This window comes from Mucilaginibacter endophyticus (assembly GCF_003351025.1).
Taxonomy (GTDB): domain Bacteria; phylum Bacteroidota; class Bacteroidia; order Sphingobacteriales; family Sphingobacteriaceae; genus Mucilaginibacter; species Mucilaginibacter endophyticus.
Map to the genome: position 1 here is coordinate 857427 of NZ_QPCG01000001.1, position 19316 is coordinate 876742.

At 43.5% G+C, this 19316-nt stretch carries 10 protein-coding genes; all 10 read left to right on the forward strand.

Features of this window, described 5'->3' with window-relative positions:
- Positions 1–412 precede the first annotated feature (412 nt).
- The 10 genes from DUL71_RS03570 to DUL71_RS03615 all read left to right on the forward strand — a co-directional run bounded on the left by DUL71_RS03570 (position 413) and on the right by DUL71_RS03615 (position 19302).
- A complete protein-coding gene (locus DUL71_RS03570; protein WP_244228693.1) occupies positions 413–4531 on the forward strand; it encodes a hybrid sensor histidine kinase/response regulator transcription factor in 4119 nt (1372 codons plus the stop codon).
- Between the two features lie 704 nt (positions 4532–5235).
- On the forward strand, positions 5236–8397 hold the full coding sequence (locus tag DUL71_RS03575; RefSeq protein ID WP_114936762.1) for a SusC/RagA family TonB-linked outer membrane protein: 3162 nt from the start codon (positions 5236–5238) through the stop codon (positions 8395–8397).
- An 18-nt stretch (positions 8398–8415) separates the two neighbouring features.
- Positions 8416–10080 carry a RagB/SusD family nutrient uptake outer membrane protein gene (locus tag DUL71_RS03580; RefSeq protein WP_114936763.1) on the forward strand — a complete coding sequence of 555 codons (1665 nt, stop codon included), beginning with the start codon at positions 8416–8418 and terminating at the stop codon, positions 10078–10080.
- Positions 10081–10087: 7 nt separating this feature from the next.
- The gene (locus DUL71_RS03585) at positions 10088–11248 is read left to right on the forward strand and encodes an IPT/TIG domain-containing protein (protein ID WP_161964365.1); all 1161 of its coding nucleotides are present in this window, start codon (positions 10088–10090) and stop codon (positions 11246–11248) included.
- 86 nt (positions 11249–11334) lie between these two features.
- Positions 11335–11853: a hypothetical protein gene (locus DUL71_RS03590; protein WP_114936765.1), complete on the forward strand. Its 519-nt coding sequence runs from the start codon at positions 11335–11337 to the stop codon at positions 11851–11853.
- Positions 11854–11956: 103 nt separating this feature from the next.
- Positions 11957–12817 (forward strand): AraC family transcriptional regulator, encoded by an 861-nt coding sequence (locus DUL71_RS03595; RefSeq protein ID WP_244228142.1) that lies wholly within the window; start codon positions 11957–11959, stop codon positions 12815–12817.
- A 255-nt stretch (positions 12818–13072) separates the two neighbouring features.
- Positions 13073–14905 carry a sodium:solute symporter family protein gene (locus DUL71_RS03600; RefSeq protein WP_114936766.1) on the forward strand — a complete coding sequence of 611 codons (1833 nt, stop codon included), beginning with the start codon at positions 13073–13075 and terminating at the stop codon, positions 14903–14905.
- 11 nt (positions 14906–14916) lie between these two features.
- Entirely contained in the window at positions 14917–16113 is a 1197-nt protein-coding gene (locus tag DUL71_RS03605) for a glycoside hydrolase family 130 protein (RefSeq protein WP_114936767.1), read from the forward strand.
- Positions 16114–16321: 208 nt separating this feature from the next.
- Positions 16322–17545: an AGE family epimerase/isomerase gene (locus DUL71_RS03610; RefSeq protein ID WP_114936768.1), complete on the forward strand. Its 1224-nt coding sequence runs from the start codon at positions 16322–16324 to the stop codon at positions 17543–17545.
- Positions 17542–19302, forward strand: a complete 1761-nt coding sequence (locus DUL71_RS03615; protein WP_114936769.1) for an alpha-L-arabinofuranosidase — start codon at positions 17542–17544, stop codon at positions 19300–19302. The genes DUL71_RS03610 and DUL71_RS03615 overlap by 4 nt, the downstream gene beginning before the upstream one ends.
- The last annotated feature ends 14 nt before the right edge of the window (positions 19303–19316 follow it).

Here is a 19316-nt window from a genome sequence, read left to right on the forward strand (position 1 = left end):
AAATCGTTTTAAAAACTTCTGCTTAATAAGTAAAATGAAATAAAAGTATTATAAATCAATGCTTTATTTTGATGTTATTAACAGTAATTTTAGACGTTTTTGTTAATTTAAAACTAAATATTGTAAAAAAAGTATTATATCTTACCTCTGTATAAAAAGTAAATTTGATAATAAACCAATTATAAATGCTGTAGCAAAACCCCGGCCAAAAAACGCACCGGTTTTAAGCGGGCAAATTATCAAATACAGTGTTAATGGCAGATTAAATTACAGCTAATTAAATCCTTTTGACCATTTGGGTTAAAAGTTTAAATTTATTTGTCTGCAAACCTAAAGGTTAAAATTTATATAGCGCAGTATAGCTCCTGAAATATCGTTAATGAAGTGTAAAATTTTGATATGTTGCCTTTTTATGCTGTGTTTATCAGCATCATTGAGCGCGCAGTCAAATTCATTTCAGTTTTCAAGGCTTGATATTAACAGCGGATTATCGCATAACCAGGTTAACTGTGTTTACAAGGATGATAAGGGCTTTATGTGGTTTGGCAACTTATCCGGGCTTAATAAGTACGATGGTTACAAGATCAAAACTTTTAAGCATGCCAGCAATGATACCACCACTTTAGACGACGATTACATTGTTAGTATAAATCCCGGTCCCGAAAATAAATTATGGATCGAAACCCGGACGGGCTTCAATATCTATGATCCTGCTACCGAAAAATTTACCCGTAACTATAAAGATTTCCTTTACAAAATAAAGCTGTATGACCCCTATATCGCAGCTATTAAGAATGACAGGTTTGGGAACTTCTGGTTTTTGCACCGCAACAAAAATCAGGGGGTGTACAAGTATGATCCTAAAACAAAACTGCTTACCAATTTGGTGCATAAGGATAATGATGACAAATCCATTTTCACCAACATGGTCACTGATCTTTCAGTCGATTCGAAAAAAGGTATCTGGCTGGTATCCAACACCGGTGTTTTGGAAAGGCTTGATCCGGTTACTTATAAGGTTAATTATCGTAAAGCGCTGGGCGAGCTGCCGCCTGGCTTGAGCTCATCATACAAAATATATATCGACAGGCAGGATGATATCTGGGTGTTTGTGCCGAGCTACTCATCAGGGGTGTTTTACCTCAATATGCAAAAAGGCGTATTTAAACATATTGGCAAAGGCCCGGCAGGTACCGGCTTAAATACTGATGTGGTATCTGATCTGGCAGAAGATGATCAAAACAGGATGTGGATAGCCACAGACCACGGCGGTATCAACCTGCTTGATAAGCAAAATTTCAAATTAAGCTACCTGCTTAATCGTGAGGATGATAATAAAACTGTTGGGCAAAACAGCGTTACTTGTGTTTACCGCGATTATTCGGGTATTATGTGGTGCGGTACCTACAAAAGGGGGCTCAGCTATTATCATCCCAGTATTATCAAATTCGCGGGGTATACCCATCACCTGAGCGATCCAAACAGCCTGCCTTTTAGCGATGTAAATAACTTTGCCGAGGATAAGCTGGGCAATATTTGGATAGGTACCAACGGCGGCGGACTTATTTATTGGGACCGTAAAGTAGGCAGCTTTAAACAATATCTGCATAATGCCGGCGATAATAATAGTCTCACTAATAATGTGATAGTTTGCCTGTTCATTGATCATGAGCAAAAACTATGGATTGGCACCTATTACGGCGGGCTTGATTGCTACGATGGCAAAACGTTTAAACACTATAAGCACATCGACGGCGCTACAAACAGCATTTCTGAAAACCGGATCTGCTCCATTATGGAAGATAGCGGCCAAAACCTCTGGGTAGGTACTCTGTCTGCCGGTTTAAATAAGCTTGACCGGAACCGGCGGGTGGCAGCCAGCTATAAATTTGATGGCGATATCACCAAAAATACCATTCATTCAAACTATGTAAGTGCCCTACTTGAGGACAGGCGAAAAAATATATGGGTGGTAACGGCCTATGGTGTAGATATGCTAAATCAAAAAACGAATAGGTTTACCCATTACCTGCATGATGATAAAGATCCCAATAGCCTCGTAAATAATAATACCAATAATATTTTAGAGGATAGCCGGGGGCTGATATGGATCAGTACCCGTGAGGGGCTCAATATTTTTGATCCAGGCTCCAAAAAGTTTACGGCGCTTACCAAACAGGACGGCCTGCCTGATAATACTACGATAGATATCAGGGAGGATGAAAGTCATAATATCTGGGTTAGTACGCCTAATGGATTGTCAAATATTGTGGTTGACAGGAGTAAACCTCAACTGCTATTCCATTTTATAAACTATAACGAAGCCGACGGGCTACAGGGGCGCGAGTTTGCCGAAAATTCATCGGTGAAAACCCGCGAAGGGGAGCTGATTTTTGGAGGTGGTAACGGCTTTAATATTTTTAAACCTTCGGCCCTGCATTTTAATAAAAGTAGTTCGGCGTTGTTGTTTACCGATTTTCAACTGTTTGATAAAAGCCTGTCGGTAGGCGAAAAGGTGAACGGACGGGTAATATTACCCGAATCTATTTCCCAGCTTAAGGAAATAGTGCTTAATTATGATCAGAATGTGTTTTCGATTGAGTTTGCGGCGCTTACGTTCTTCAATCCTGATAAGGTAAAGCTACAATATGCTATGGAGGGTTTCTATGATGGCTGGATCTCGGTTGATAATAAACTACGTAAGGCTACCTATAACCTTGAGCCAGGCGATTATACCTTTAAAGTACGGGCAACTAACAATGAGTTCTGGAACGGGAAGGAAATAGCATTGCATATCAGGATCCTGCCGCCGTTCTGGAAAACTACCTGGGCTTATGTGCTTTATGCTCTGATTGGTATTGGCGCGTTATTTTATTTCAGACAAAGGGGCATTAAAAAGCTACGGGTGCAGTTTTCTATCGAAAAGGAACGTGAAGAGGCCCAGCGTATGCATGAGCTCGACCTGATGAAGATCAAATTTTTTACCAATGTAAGCCATGAATTCCGGACTCCACTATCGCTGATCATGGCCCCGGTTGATAAGATCCTGAAACAGGTTAGCGATCCTGAAACCCGCAGGCAGCTTACTATGATCACCCGGAATGCCAAACGTTTGTTGAATTTGGTTAATCAACTGATGGATTTCAGGAAAATGGAATATCAGGAACTCAAACTCTATAAACGGTCAGGAAATATCATCAGCTTTATTAAGGAACTGTCATGGTCGTTTACCGATATTGCCGATCAAAAGCATATCAGGTTTGTTTTTGATACCGATATTGATGAATTTGTTACCAGTTTTGATCATGATAAAATTGAGCGGATCCTGTTCAATCTGCTTTCAAACGCTTACAAGTTTACGCATGAGGGCGGACAAGTAAGTGTGCTGCTTAGTCTGAAGCAGGGCGATGAAGAGGATGGATATCTGCTGGAGATCAGGGTGGTAGATACAGGTATAGGGATCCCGGCGGCAAAGCGAGAGCGAATCTTTGATCCCTTCTTTCAGCATGATATCCCGGGTTCTATGTTAAACCAGGGCAGCGGGATAGGGCTTGCCATTACAAAGGAGTTTGTAAAACTACACCAGGGAGAAATTTTTGTAGAGAGTGAGCATAACCAGGGGAGTTGCTTTACGGTGATACTGCCATTGCAAAAGCTTGATGAAGCATTGTTTACCGATACAGAACATCACCTGCAGCATGACACGGAGTTTATAGTGGATAGTGATTTGACAAAGCCTGCTCAGCCCAAAGAAACCCGTGATATCAAGAAGCCGACAGTACTGTTGGTAGAGGATAATGAGGACTTCAGGTTTTATATCAAGGATAACCTGAAAGATGCCTTTAATATTATCGAGGCCGAAAATGGCAAAAAAGGCTGGCAAAAGGCATTGGCCCAGCATCCTAACCTGGTAGTAAGCGATATCAGCATGCCCGAGATGAATGGCATCGACCTATGCCGTAAAATTAAGGGTGATTCGCGTACGTCACATATACCGGTGATATTACTTACCGCCCAAACAGGAGAAGAACAACAGATTAAAGGACTGGAAACCGGTGCTACCGATTACATGACTAAGCCTTTCAACTTCGAAATCCTTCACTCTAAAATCAAAAATATCCTCAGTCAGCAGGAAAAAATGCGTAAAACCTATCAAAAACAGGTTGACGTTACGCCAACAGAACTCCAGGTTGATTCGCCGGAGGAGCTGTTTATTAAAAAAGTGTTGATGTTGATAGATGCCAATATCTCTAACCCTAATTTCTCGGTAGAGGAGTTGAGCAGCGAGATGTTTGTAAGCCGGTATACCCTGTATAAAAAAATCCTTCAAATGACCGGTAAAACACCAAATGAACTTGTGCGGTCTATGCGTCTTAAACGTGCTGCGCAGCTGCTTGAAACCGGTCACCTTACCATATCTCAAATCTGTCATAAAGTAGGCTTTAAAAGCCAGAAATATTTTGTGCGCACCTTTAAAGCTGAGTTTAACAGCATCCCCTCAAAGTATCTGGAGGCCATGAACCAGGAGTGACCGTTGATTTTTCTGATTACGTTCATTACGCTGATTTTTTCACTGCCGTGGGTTTAAATACTGCCGCGGGTTTAGCGAAAGCGTAACCCGTGGTGTTGCATGACTAAAGCTTTCAGCTTTAGTATTTATTTTATAGCAAGTAAAGCCAGTACTGTTATGGCTACCGCAAGCGTCCTCGCTTGTGGTAGGTGTTTGCAATCCGCATACTTGTGATCTTTACTTTTTTCATTTTCAAAATCACCTCCTTTTATCGACGGATAAATCGCCCTTGGTGATACTATTATCGCATCAAAATGTCTTTATAGGTAATGCAAATGGGTACACATTTGTAACTATTAGCACCTTTTTATATCAATATTTTACATTAAGTAATTGATGATGAGATTTTTAATATAAGTTGACATTTGTGCCCCCATTTATCCACAACCGGGCTGTTGGTTGCGTATAATTTTACCATCGTTATGATAAATATTAACCATAAACATTTGCTGAGGCAAGGGTTGATATAAACCTAAAAGATAACAAACCAATTTACAGGACAGGATAAACCCTCGGGGGGTGATTGATGGAACAGATGCTTTCAGAGGCGCAGATGAATTATTTTCTGTGCGCGGGGCATCGGCAAGGAGATAAGCGGTATTTCCAGTCTGTATATATAAACGCTGAAAATCTAAATAAAATCAAATACTAACTAACAATCAATTATGGGAAAAATTCTACGAATAGCCTTGCTGTTCTCCTTTATGTTTGTGTGCATCCGGGGGATGGCACAAAACCAGGGAACGGTGGTGCAGGGAACGGTTTCAGACGAAAAGGGCGTTACCCTGCCAGGCGTTACAGTTGCTGTTAAAGATAGTAAGACAACTGTTATTACCGATGTTGACGGTAAATTTCGCCTAACCTTACCGGCCAATGCCAAAATGCTTGTTTTTACCTTCATTGGTGCCGAAAAGCAGGAAGTGGTCATAGGCAGTAAAACAATATTTACTATCACCCTTAAATCAACCACTACAGCGCTTACTGATGTTAACGTAGTAGCCATTGGTTACGGCTCGCAAAGGCGGCAGGACGTTAATGGTGCCATATCATCAGTAAAAGCTGCAGATATTGCCAATATTCCGCAGCCGAGTATTGATCAGTTATTGCAAGGTAAAGCCGCGGGTTTAACCATTACCCAAAACTCGGGTGCTCCGGGTAGTTCAACCTCGGTTAGGGTGCGCGGCGTAACGTCTTTAAGTTTATCAAACGAGCCGCTTTATGTAATTGATGGTGTGCCAATTTCGGGCGATGCTACTAATAAATCAACCAGCGGCCGTTCGCCTCAGTTAACTACCAATAATGATGGGAATGCGGTAAGTCCGCTTGCGCTCATCAATCCAAGCGATATCGAATCTATCGATGTGTTGAAAGATGCATCGGCGACAGCGATTTACGGTAGCCGGGCATCCAACGGTGTAATCATCATTACTACCAAACGCGGTAAAAATGGTAGCGCCCGTGTTAATTACGATGGTTATGTAGGTTACCAGGAGCAGGGCAAATTTTTAAAAATGATGAACCTGCAGCAGTACGCAACGCTGCAAAACGCCATGGCCGATGTAATTGGTACGCAAAAACGTGGTGAATTTGCCGATCCGAGTTTGCTGGGTAACGGTACCAATTGGCAGCACGAAATTTTCAGGAACGCGCCTATGCAAAGCCACCAGGTTTCTATTTCAGGTGGTAAAGAAGGTACAGATTATTACATCTCGGGTGGTTATTTGAGGCAATTGGGTACCATTTTGGGTAACGACTTTACGCGTTACACTATCCGCACCAACATTAACTCGCAGGTAAAGGACTGGCTGAAGGTTGGTACAACTATTTCTGGCAGCCGCACCAATCAAAATGTTTCAATCGGCGATAACAATGGGGTTATCTATGGGGCTTTGTTAAGCGCCCCGGATCAGTCCGTACGTAACGCTGACGGATCTTTTTCTGGTCCTCTGCCACAGGCTAATCAACAAGGCGGACAAATCAATCCCGTAGCCCAGGCCTTGGATATTTACAATAACCTGGTACGCAGTAATTTTAATGGCGGTGTTTATGCCGAAATGAAATTTACCCGCGACCTGTCATTAAGAAGCCAGGTAAACGGCGATTTCAACTGGTCAAACGCCAAGATCTTCCAGCCATCGTATACCTACGGGCCGCTGTTTGTTAACCCAACCGCAAAACTTAACGAGTATATTGCCAATACCGTTTACTGGGGTTGGCAGGAGTATTTAAACTACAACCACACTTTTGGTAAAAAGCATAATGTTGTTGGCTTACTGGGTTATGAGGTTAATGAATCAACCTGGGGCGGTGTTGATGCCGGTGTTCAGAACTTTTTAGGCAACGATCTTAAAACGCTGAACCTTGGTGATGCCAAAACCGCTACTAACGGCGAATATAAAGATGGTCAGGCACTCGAATCGCAGTTTGCGCGGGCTATTTATACATACAATAACAGGTATAGTATTACTGCTACCATCCGTCGTGATAAATCATCTAAGTTTGCCGAGGGACACCAGGTGGGTTATTTCCCGTCGTTCGCGGTATCATGGCGATTGTCTGAAGAGCCTTTCTTTTCGGGGATAAAAACTTTTGCCGATAACGTGAAGCTAAGGGTAGGCTATGGTCAGGTTGGTAACCAGGCGGTGCCAAATTACCTGTATGGTTCGGCCTTAAACTCGTTAACTACCGGTTTAGGTACAGGTTTTACTATTGATAAGGTTGCAAATCCCAACCTAACCTGGGAAACCGCAATTCAAACCGATATTGGTATCGATTTCTCTCTATTCGGCAGGATTGATGCCAGCGTTGATTACTTCGACAAAACATCAAAAAACTTCCTGTTCCAGGCTTCGCTACCGGCGTTTTTGTTGGGCCAGAGTGCCGAATACTCAGGCACAGGCGTAATTGCGCCGCCGTATGTTAATGGCGGTAAACTGTATAACCGCGGTGTTGAATTCACCATCAATTCAAGGAATATCGCTACAACCAATTTCAGGTGGAACACAACGCTGATCTTCTCGAAATATAAAAACAAGGTGGTGTCGCTTGCTAATAGCGTGCCGTTCATTAACAGGAGTGTTGGTGTAAGCTTCCTTTCATTGCCGGTTACCCGTACAGTAGCAGGCGGTCCGGTGGGCGAGTTTTATGGTTATGAAGTTCAGGGCATTTTCAAAACAGCCGATCAGTTACGTAACGCGCCAATTCAGTTTGGTCGCCCGGTGGCTAATAATTCGGCAGGTACCTGGCTTGGAGATGTTCAATATAAAGACCTGAACCACGATGGTAAAATTGACGAGGCCGATCAAACCAGTTTAGGCAGCGGTAACCCTAAGTTTACTTATGGTATCACCAACTCGTTCAGTTATAAATCGTTCGATTTGTCTTTCTTCCTTAACGGATCATACGGTGCTAAGATCTTTAATGTGCTTAACTACTCTATCAGCGGGTTATCAGGCTTGTACCAAAATCAACTGGCTTCAGTAGCTAATTTCTGGACACCTCAAAACGCTAACTCAAATATCCCGGCACCACGCGGTGGTGATAATCCTAACCTGAAAAATTCTGATAGGTTTATCGAAAGCGGATCATTCCTGCGGGTGCAGAATGTAAGTCTTGGCTATAATCTGCCACTATCATGGATCAGGCATATCAAGCTTAACCGTCTTAAAGTTTATGTGAGTGGTCAAAACCTGTATGTGTTTACCCCATACAAAGGCCTCGACCCGGAAATTGGATCAATAAACCAGGACGCGTTTTTGAATGGTGTTGATATCGGCAGGTATCCTTCGCCACGTACCATCACATTTGGACTTAACGCTGAATTTTAATTTTTGGATGAACCTGATATGAAAAGATATATAAAATATTTATTAGGGCTAACGGTTGTAACAGGCGTTACTACAAGTAGCTGTAAAAAGGACTTCTTTAATCGTCCGCCGCAAAGTGCCATTACACTGGATAACTACTATAAAACCAATGACCAGGTGGTTGCCAGCACTAATGACCTGTATAGCGCGGTTTGGTTTGGCTGGTGCGGTAAAGCGGGCTGGTCAATAACCGAGCTGATGGGCGGCAATGGCCGTACCTACTCGTCGGACATTGTGAATTTTGAAAATTTCTCGGTTACCGATGCCAACTTTGAGTTGGGTGGCGCGTGGAACTCGTTGTACATTGTAGTAGCCCAGGCCAATGCATTGATCAATAACCTGCCCGTAAAAGTAGGTGCAGGCGTTGATAAGGCAGTGATAAATAATGCCCTCGGTGAAGCGCATTTGTTCCGTGCCCTGGCTTACTTCCATCTGGTACGTACCTGGGGGCCGGTACCTATCATCGAAAACAGTTTGGATTATGTATCAAACTACCAGATCAATACCAACCCAATCCCCGATGTGTATAAGTTTATTGTAAACGATTTGAAGTTTGCTGAGGATAACCTGACCAAGATGGGGCCGCGCAGTGGTAAGTCATCGGGTCGTGTTTCAAGCGGGTCTGCATCGGCATTGCTTGCCAAAGTTTACCTGTATATGCAGGATTATCAAAATTCGCTTGCCGAAGCCAATAAAGTGATCAGCAGCGGCGAGTTTAAGCTATACGGTGTTGATGTAGCCGGTAAAACATTTGCCGATTTGTACTTAACCGCGAATAACAATAATGAAGAGTCAATTATTCAGCTGCAATGGTCGGCAACCGGTGGGTATGGAAAGGGTAATCCGCAACAGGCCTCATTCGCGTACAATTCAATCATAACCGGTACAGGCGATGGTTACGGCGTATTGGCGCCAACTTTCGATCTGCAGGATATGTATGAATCAGGCGATTTGCGCAGAAAAGCTACCATTATGCTCCCTGGCGATCATTATCCCGAAATAAACCAGGCTGCGGGAGGTTACACCTTGCCCGATAACGCGAACTCGCAAGGAACGCATGCCCAGGTTAAAAAATATGTAGTTGGTACCCCTGCAGATAACGGAGGTTTGGGCGCGGCGCAATCTGCCGCGAACAATACCTACATGATGCGTTACGCCGAAGTTTTCCTGATCAAGGCCGAAGCCATTATGGCCGGTGCTAAAACCAGCAGTGATCCGGAAGCTTTGGCTGCCATCAACAAAATCAGGAACCGGGCTGGTTTAGGCAATCTTACTACTATTAAACGCGGGTATTATTTGCCAAACCCGGCTCTTAAATTGGCTGGTGCCCCGGCTAATACGCCAAAAGAGCTTTATCGTGATGATATCCTGGACGAAAGAAGGCGTGAGTTTGCTTTTGAAAATGATTTTTGGTTTGATCTGGGTCGACTGGATGGGTATAACGTAACCTCGCACCCGATAGCTATCAGCATAATCAAAAATCAGGATAGGGGGACCTCTGATAACAGCACACCACCGCAGCGTTATGGCAACGAATATAATTCGACTGTTACGGATGCTAATTTCCGGTTGGCATACCCGGCTACCGAAGTAGCATCAAACCCTAAGTTAAAAGACGCACCGGTACCTTATGTATTTAAATAATCAAACCATGAAAAAGATATTTCAACAATCCAAAACATATTACTGGATGCTGTCGGTTTTGATGGTATTTGGTATGGCCTCGTGCCGTAAATATAACGATAGGGGTACCGGTGGCACCGGCGCACCTAAAATTACCAGGGTAAGGTATATCAGCAAAACAGATACCATTAAAAATGTGTCACACCCGGTAAACCTTGATTCGGCCAATGTTTATGATGATATCAAACTGGTTAAGTTTGATTCGACGGTAACGCAGGGGCGTTTAAATACCCAATATGCCATTATTGGCGAAAACCTGTTGAACACCACGCATGTATACTTTAACGGCACCGAGGTTTATTTTAACCCTGCCCTGGTAAGCGATAAAACCATTATTGTTACCATAGGCTCAAATGTGCCATTCGGGCCAAGCCAGTCAAACAAGCTTACAGTTGTAACCACGCAAGGTAAGGTTGATTATGATTTTAGCATAGCGCAGCCACCTCCGGTAATTACCACATTTGCGCCACTTGCAGCCGGCGCGGGCGATATTGTGACTATAACCGGCAGCGTATTTAATGATGTTATCAGCGTTAAGTTTGATGATACCCCGGCCGAAATTGTAGGCACACCAACAGCTACCGAAATAAAGGTTAAGGTGCCTGCCGGTATTGTACAGGCTTATGTATATGTAACAACAGCGGGTGGTACAACCAAGTCTGCGGCTTCATTCGGCTTTAAGTATTTGATTTATGGCGATGACCTTACGCTGTACTGGGGTGGTAATGGCGGCGGTTATGACGGATACGGCAGTACCCGCGACTATGCCAGCACAGCCCATGTAAAACGCGGTACACATGCTATTGCAGTTAATGTTGATAACGGTTATGGTGCATTGCAGTTAGGTTACGGCGGTGCTACTTTAAACGTTGCGGCATCGGGCTTAACCTCAATAAAAGTATCAATTTATGGTGGCGCCAACTTCAAAACCGGCGATAGGGTGCAGTTGGTAGTAAATGGTGGTTATGATAAGGCGGTGCCGCTTACTATTGTACCGGGCGCTTACACGGATTTTACCATCCCGTTAAGCAGTTTGGGCAACCCTGCAACCATATCCGAAATTACTTTCCAAACATTAGGCGTTGCGGCACCAGCAACCTTCTATGTTGATGATCTTGGGTTTATTTAAATTCTATAGGGTCGCCGGCGTGCAAGCGACGGCGACCCTTACTTTCAAAATTTAACAGTATGAAAGTTTATAGTTCAATAGTCTGTATGTTACTACTGCTGCTGGCGGCAGGCAAAGTGCATGCTCAAAAGAACCTGATTACCAACGGTGGTTTTGAAGAGGAAATGTATGGTTGGAATGATGGCGGTGTTAAACTTACTCCCTGGGATGCGAAAACAGGTAAAAACAGTTGTGCTATCATCGCTACAAATGCTGCAAACTGGTTGGGGGTTGATCAGCAGGTAGTTATTCCTAAAAAGGCCGGTAAGCTGGAAGTAAGCGCATGGCTTAAAACCATCAATGTAATGAAAGGCAAAGATGATTGGAACGGGGCGGTTTTTAGTGTCGAGTTTTTGGATAAGGCAGATAAAAAGGTTGGCGAGGGTATAAATATAGTTACACTAACCGGCGACCATGCCTGGGAGCTGGCTTCGAAAGAGGTTTTAATCCCTGCCGGAGCTGTTCGGTTTAAATTGCTTTTGGTGATGGGGTATGCTACGGGTACATTTTTGATTGATGATGTTGCCGTGAAGGCGATAATGAGCGATCCGGTAACAAAAAATTAATATTTAATTGTGCGATTGATATTTTGTAAGTATAAAAGTGTTAAATTAGTATCATCAATTAGCAAACTTATTTTAGTGGGATTTTATGATGACAAGTAATGTAATGCGAGAGATAACTCCGCTAACTCCAAGTGATTGTTTTACTATTTTTTCGAGGGTAAAAAAGAAATTCGACTTTCCGCTTCATTATCATGACGAGTATGAGCTTAACCTAATTATCAATGCCAAGGGCGCCAAAAGGGTAGTGGGTGGTCATATTGAGGTGATTGAAGAGGTGGAGCTGGCGCTGATTGGTCCTAATTTATATCATGCCTGGTTTACGCACCAATGCCAGAGCGAGGATATAACTGAGGTTACCATTCAGTTTCATAAAGATCTGTTTGATGAAAAATTTCTGAAACGCAATCAGTTGAGCTTTGTTAAAAGCATGCTGGAGCGCTCACAGCGGGGGATTTCTTTTTCGGCGGAGACTATCTACGCGCTTAAGGACAGGATAACACAGTTGGATAAAAAAACAGGGTTCGACTCAGTGTTGGAGCTATTGTCTATCCTGCATGATCTGTCTATCTCTCGTAACATGAAAATGCTGTCGGATCCAAGCTTTACCAATGAAAAGTTTTATTACAATAGTCGTCGTATCGAGAAGGTATTTGAGCATATGAACCTCAACTACAATAAGCAAATAACACTTGCTGAGGTAGCTAAAATTGCGAATATGCCCGAAGCTTCATTTAGCAGGTTTATAAAAAAACGCACCGGTAAAACCTTTATTGATAGTTTAAACGAGATTAGGCTTGGTCACGCCTCCAGGATGCTTATTGATTCAACTACTACTGTGGCCGAAATAGCTTACAAATGTGGTTTTAATAATATCTCAAATTTCAACAGGATCTTTAAGCGCAAAAAGATGTGTATTCCCAAGGAGTTCAGGGAAACCTATACCGGAAACCGCGTATTTATTTAACTGGTATTTATTTGACCGGGTAGTTAGTTAAAAATATATCATCCGGTCGATAAAGTTAAATATAAGGTTAAAAAAGTATTATAAAATTGCTGATAATAAATTCATTTTTGGGTAAGGCCAATTAAGGTGTCTGAACTCGAATTTTTGGAATTTATGAATTCGTCGAATTTATTGTATTTGACCATTTTAAACCAGGATTAATATTCTGACAATTATTTAATTCAAAAAATTCCGGTTCAGACAAATTCAGACAAGATGAAGTTACACCTGCTTGATGTTGCCATTATAGTTTTATACCTGCTCAGCACCATTTTTATTGGTTTATGGTACCGTAAAAAAGCCCGAGAAAACAAGGAAAGCTATATGCTTGGCGGCAAATCTTTACCCTGGTATAAGTTGGGTTTAAGTGATGCCTCCGATATGTTCGACATCAGCGGCACCATGTGGATGGTGAGCCTGTGCTTTGTTTACGGCATGAAAAGCATTTGGATCCCCTGGCTTTGGCCGGTATTTAACCAGGTGTTTTTAATGATGTACCTGTCGCGCTGGCTTCGCCGGTCAAACGCGGCTACCGGTGCCGAATGGCTTGCAACGCGCTTTGGCAAAACAGGGCCGGGCGTAACAGGGTCAAATGTGGTGGTTATTGCGTTCGCGCTGTTAAGCTGTTTTGGTTTTTTAGCTTACGGATTTATAGGTTTGGGCAAGTTTATAGAAATATTTATTCCCTGGGATTTGATTAAAGCTTACGTGCCTTTCAGCGTTGCGCCTCAGTATGTGCCGCATGTGTACGGCATCATATTTACACTGTTCGCCATGTTTTACTCTATCATAGGCGGCATGCACAGTATTGTGCTTGGCGATATGATCAAATACGGCATCATGACGGTGGCCTGCGTGTGGATTGGTTTTATAGCTGCCGGTAAACTTAACGGGAGCCACCTCAATGTGCCTGATGGCTGGTATAGCCCCTTCTTTGGTAAAAACCTCGGCTTGAGCTGGACAGGGATTATCGACGAAGTAAATAATAAGATCAAAGCAGATGGTTACTCACTGTTCGGTTTGTTTTTCATGATGATGACCTTTAAAGGCTTCTTCGCGGCAGTGGCCGGGCCGGCACCCAATTATGATATGCAAAAGATCCTCTCTACACGTTCGCCTGAAGAGGCCAGCAAAATGAGCGGCTTTGTAAATATCATATTGTTGCCTATCCGCTATTCGCTTATTGTGAGCTTGACCATACTGGGGCTGCTGTTTTATCACCAAATGGATTTGAAAGATGCCCATGGTGCTATCGATTTTGAACGCATTCTGCCGGCCGTGATCAATAACTTTTTACCTGTTGGTTTAGTCGGCCTGTTATTGGCAGGTTTATTAGGCGCTTTCATGAGCACTTTCAGCGGCACCATGAACGCGGCACAGGCTTATATCGTGAACGATATCTACCTTAAATACATTAATCCTAAGGCCTCTACAAAAAAAATCATTACAGCCAATTACCTTGTAGGTGTTTTTGTGGTAGCGGTAGGGGTGATCCTCGGCTTTTTTGTAAAGGATGTGAACAGTGTATTGCAATGGATAGTGTCGGCTCTTTATGGCGGTTATATAGCGAGTAATGTGCTTAAATGGCATTGGTGGCGCTTTAATGCCAACGGGTTCTTTTATGGGATGCTTTCGGGGATCTTATCGGCTATGATCTTCTCGCTCATTATCCCGTCTGTTGAGCTGTTGTACTGGTTCCCGGTGCTGTTTGCTATTTCGCTGGCGGGTTCAATTATCGGCTCTTATGCCACAGCACCAACAGATGTGGCCGTGCTGCGGTCGTTTTATACAACGGTGAGGCCATGGGGCTTCTGGGGGCCTGTAAAGGCTATGGTGCTGGAAAGTGATCCATCCTTTGCGCCTAATAAAAACTTTAAGCTGAATATGTTCAACATGGTTATCGGTACCATAACACAATGCTGCCTTACCATATTGCCCATGTACCTGATACTGGCACAAAAAACATCCCTCATAGTTACCGTAGCCATACTGGTGGTTACCATAACCATACTGAAAAAAACATGGTGGGATAAATTAAAAGACTATTGATAAAAAATTATATGACGCAGGAATTTAACCAAAGACTAAGCCAATTACAAGCCGAACAAGAGCAATTAATTAACCGGAAAAATCAGGTTGAGGAAACTGGCAACGGTATTTTCAGCCGGTTTAAATATCCTGTGCTTACAGCCGCCCATACCCCGCTGGAGTGGCGGTATGATCTTGACGCCAAAACCAATCCGCATTTAATGGAACGCTTTGGTATTAACGCCGTTTTTAATGCGGGTGCTATAAAGTTCAACGGCAAATACCTTATGGTAGCCCGCGTTGAAGGGGTCGATCGTAAATCATTTTTTGCCGTAGCCGAAAGTGAAGATGGTGTCAATGGTTTTAAATTCTGGGATTATCCTATTGAGTTGCCTCAAACTGAAGATCCGGATACTAACGTATACGATATGCGTCTTACCCTGCATGAGGATGGCTGGATCTACGGGCTTTTTTGTACCGAGCGTCGTGACCCTGAAGCGCCGTCACATGATCAGTCGATGGCGGTTGCAGCCTGTGGTATTGCGCGCACAAAAGACCTGGTAAAATGGGAGCGCCTGCCCGATCTGAAAACCAATTCGCCCCAGCAGCGTAATGTGGTTTTACACCCTGAATTTGTCGACGGTAAATATGCTTTGTATACGCGTCCGCAGGATGGTTTTATAAGCGCCGGTACCGGCGGTGGCATAGGTTTTGGCTTGTGCGATACTATGGAGAACGCAGTAGTTGATACAGAAACCATCATTCATAACAAAAGTTATCATACAGTTTACGAAGCCAAGAACGGGCAGGGGCCGGCACCTATTAAAACAGAAAAAGGCTGGCTGCACCTTGCGCATGGTGTACGTAATACGGCCGCGGGTTTACGCTATGTACTATATCTGTTTATGACCGATCTGCACGACCTCACTCAAGTAATTTACCAGCCTGCGGGATACTTTCTGGCCCCGGTTGGAGATGAGCGTGTAGGTGATGTATCTAATGTGGTGTTCTGCAATGGTTGGATATCCGATGAGGACGGAACGGTATATGTTTATTATGCGTCATCAGATACCCGCATGCATGTTGCTACCACTACAGTTGATAAGTTGATTGATTATGCGATGAATACACCTGCGGATGCCTTGCGTTCGGCCTCGTCAGTACAGGCGGTATATAACATCATTGATAAAAACAAAGGCTTGGGTCAGTTACAGGAAGCCAGCGCCTGAACTCTTAGCCTCTGATTATATGTTCTTCGTCTTTTAAGCAGGGGTGGTGCGATTCCCCTCTTGAGAGAGTGTAGGGGTGTGTTCTTTGTTTAAGGAATACATCCTTACAAACACCTAACTAATTACTAAACATCTAAAACCATACACCATTCAACGCGTGTTAAATGCTGTTATGGGAGGCGTATGCCTGTAAACTACGATAAATAATATGGCTCAATCATTAAACATCATTTCAGAAGATCAGCTTCATGCCTTTAGCATCGAGCTAACAGATGAATTAAAAAACATCCTTAGCTATTGGCTCAGCTATACAGTTGATGAAGTGAATGGTGGTTTTTGGGGCAAGATTGATAATGATAATCAGGTTACAGCATACGCGGCCAAGGGGTCGGTGCTAAACGCGCGGATCCTGTGGAGTTTTTCGGCTGCTTATAATCAAAACCCTGATGAGGCTTACCTGCGGGCGGCCAGTCGGGCTTATGATTATATTAAAACGTGCTTTGTTGATAACGACTTTGGTGGTGTTTACTGGTCAGTTGATTATAAGGGCAGTAGGCTTGACACCAAGAAACAGGTATATGCCAATGCCTTTGTTATTTATGCCCTAAGTGAATACTATATCGCCTCAAAGCTTGAAACGGTAAGGGAAGAGGCCATTAGCCTGTATCGGCTTTTGGTAGCCAAAAGCTATGATCAGGATAAAACCGGGTACTTCGAAGCCTTCACGTGCGATTGGCAACCGCTTGGTGATCTGAGGTTAAGCGCCAAGGATGCCAACGAAAAAAAGACCATGAACACCCACCTGCACGTACTTGAAGCTTATACCAACCTGTACCGCATCTGGCCTGATGATGGACTTAAACAACAGATTGAAACCCTGATCAATAACTTCTTTGATCATTTTATTGATGCTGTAACGGGGCACCTTGTGCTGTTTTTTGATGAGAACTGGAACCGCCGTTCGGACACCGTATCGTATGGACACGATATTGAAGCTACCTGGCTTTTGCTGGAGGCTGCCGAAGTTATCGGTAACAATGAAATGATAGCAAAGATCAATAACGTTTGCATCGCGATAGCAGAAGCAACTATACAAGGTTTGGATGCAGATGGCGGTTTATGGTATGAATATGAGCCGGTAGAAGGTCATCTCATTAAAGAAAAACACTGGTGGGTACAGGCCGAAGCCATAGTTGGTTTTTACAATGCATGGCAGGTGAGCGGTAATGAAAAATACCTTCAGCTTGCCCTCAATAACTGGGCTTTTGTAAAAGATAAAATATTAGATAAACAAAACGGCGAATGGTTTTGGGGCATTAAAGCCGATGGCAGTATTATGCCGGGCGAAGATAAGGCCGGCCTCTGGAAATGCCCGTATCATAACAGCCGGGCGTGTATAGAAATTATTAAACGAATAAAAACATTGAAATGAAATTAATAAAAGTGTTCATAGCGGTTTTGCCTTTTGCCATCTTGATTATGGTGGCATGCAAAAAAGGCAGCAAGCCTGCGCCCGATCCAGCTCCGGTTGTTGTTGATCAGGGTAATGGCGGGGCGACTGGCCCTATCACAGCGCCAACCGATCCTTCGGTATCGGCAACACAAGGTTTTTTCCTTGATGATTGGCAGGGTAAAACCTTCACTAAACCGGCTACTGTTGATGCCGCAAAGCCAACAATCAGTACCTCAATAACTGTTACTGCCGATTTTAGCCAGGTGGTTTCAAAAGTGTCTAAATACCTGTTCGGCAATAATATCAACCCTTTTACGGGGCAGTATACCGATGCCAGCACGGTAACCAATATCACCAACCTTTCGCCAAATATTATCCGCGCACCGGGAGGAAGTATCTCAGATATCTATTTCTGGGATTTACCTGCTTCCGCTAAACCTGCCGATGTGCCAGATCATCCTTTGAAAGCGGATGGTTCGGTTGATAGCGGAACAGGTTATTGGAGTGGTAATGTGAATGATGGCTGGTCGTTGAGTTTAAGCAATTATTACAATCTGCTTCAAAAAACAAATACTACCGGTATTATCACGGTAAATTATGCCTATGCAAGGTATGGTACCAGCGATGATCCTGTTGCTACCGCGGCGCATCTTGCCGCGCAGTGGGTGCGTTATGATAAGGGTAAAACAAAATATTGGGAGGTTGGCAATGAGTGTTATGGCAATTGGGAAGCCTGTTACCGCATTGATGTAAGCAAAAACAAGGATGGGCAACCGGCGATTATTACCGGCGATTTGTACGGGAAACATTTTAAAGTTTTTGCCGACTCGATGCGTAAAGCTGCCGCTGATATTGGTACAGCCATAAAAATTGGCGCTGTGCTGCATGAAAGTGCCGATAATTCAAATCACACCATTGTAGCTAACTGGAACCCCGGTGTGTTGGGGCAGATAGGAGACAAGGCCGACTTTTTTATAGTGCATAACTATTACACCAACTATAATGAAAACTCAAACGCCTTAACTATACTTAACACCGCGCCGGCATCATCAAAAACAATGATGGATTATGTTAAGGGAGCGATACAAACCGCTGGGATACCACAGAAACCTATCTCACTTACCGAATGGAATATATTTTCGTCGGGTTCAAAGCAGCAGATTTCCAACATTGCAGGTGTACATGCTGTAATGGTTTTAGGCGAAATTATTAAAGACCAGTACGGGCAGGCCAGCAGATGGGACTTGGCAAACGGTTGGAGCACCACGCCTGCTGGTGACGATCATGGTCTGTTTAGCTATGGGCAGCCCGATGCGCCGGATTTTACGCCACGCCCTGCGTTTTATTATATGTACTATTTCCAGAAGTTCTTCGGTGATAGAATGATCAGTTCGTCGGTAAGCGGAAGCTCGGATATTGTGAGCTATGCCTCATCATTTAATTCGGGCGAAGCGGGTGTGGTGTTGGTTAATAAAAGCACAACCGATCAGGTGGTGAATATCAGCTTTAACAACTATTATACAGGCAGTAATTACTATTACTACACCCTAAAAGGAGGTACAGATAACGGCGAGTTTTCGACTAAGGTATTGGTGAATGATAATGGCCCAGCCATTGCGTATGGAGGCCCTTCAAATTATAAAACCATCGCCGCAAGCTCAACTGCTACCAGTGGTGGTATCAAAGTAAATGTGCCGGCAAGGGGAGTGGTGTTCTTGGTAGCCGATAAGAAATAATGCGGGCAGAAGTT

Bases quoted from the DNA above. Each gene is read 5' to 3' on its own strand.
- DUL71_RS03575 (WP_114936762.1), top strand. From the start codon at position 5,236: ATGGGAAAAATTCTACGAATAGCCTTGCTGTTCTCCTTTATGTTTGTG.
- DUL71_RS03600 (WP_114936766.1), top strand. From the start codon at position 13,073: ATGAAGTTACACCTGCTTGATGTTGCCATTATAGTTTTATACCTGCTC.
- DUL71_RS03580 (WP_114936763.1), top strand. From the start codon at position 8,416: ATGAAAAGATATATAAAATATTTATTAGGGCTAACGGTTGTAACAGGC.
- DUL71_RS03615 (WP_114936769.1), top strand. From the start codon at position 17,542: ATGAAATTAATAAAAGTGTTCATAGCGGTTTTGCCTTTTGCCATCTTG.
- DUL71_RS03605 (WP_114936767.1), top strand. From the start codon at position 14,917: ATGACGCAGGAATTTAACCAAAGACTAAGCCAATTACAAGCCGAACAA.
- DUL71_RS03610 (WP_114936768.1), top strand. From the start codon at position 16,322: ATGGCTCAATCATTAAACATCATTTCAGAAGATCAGCTTCATGCCTTT.
- DUL71_RS03585 (WP_161964365.1), top strand. From the start codon at position 10,088: ATGAAAAAGATATTTCAACAATCCAAAACATATTACTGGATGCTGTCG.
- DUL71_RS03595 (WP_244228142.1), top strand. From the start codon at position 11,957: ATGCGAGAGATAACTCCGCTAACTCCAAGTGATTGTTTTACTATTTTT.
- DUL71_RS03570 (WP_244228693.1), top strand. From the start codon at position 413: ATGCTGTGTTTATCAGCATCATTGAGCGCGCAGTCAAATTCATTTCAG.
- DUL71_RS03590 (WP_114936765.1), top strand. From the start codon at position 11,335: ATGTTACTACTGCTGCTGGCGGCAGGCAAAGTGCATGCTCAAAAGAAC.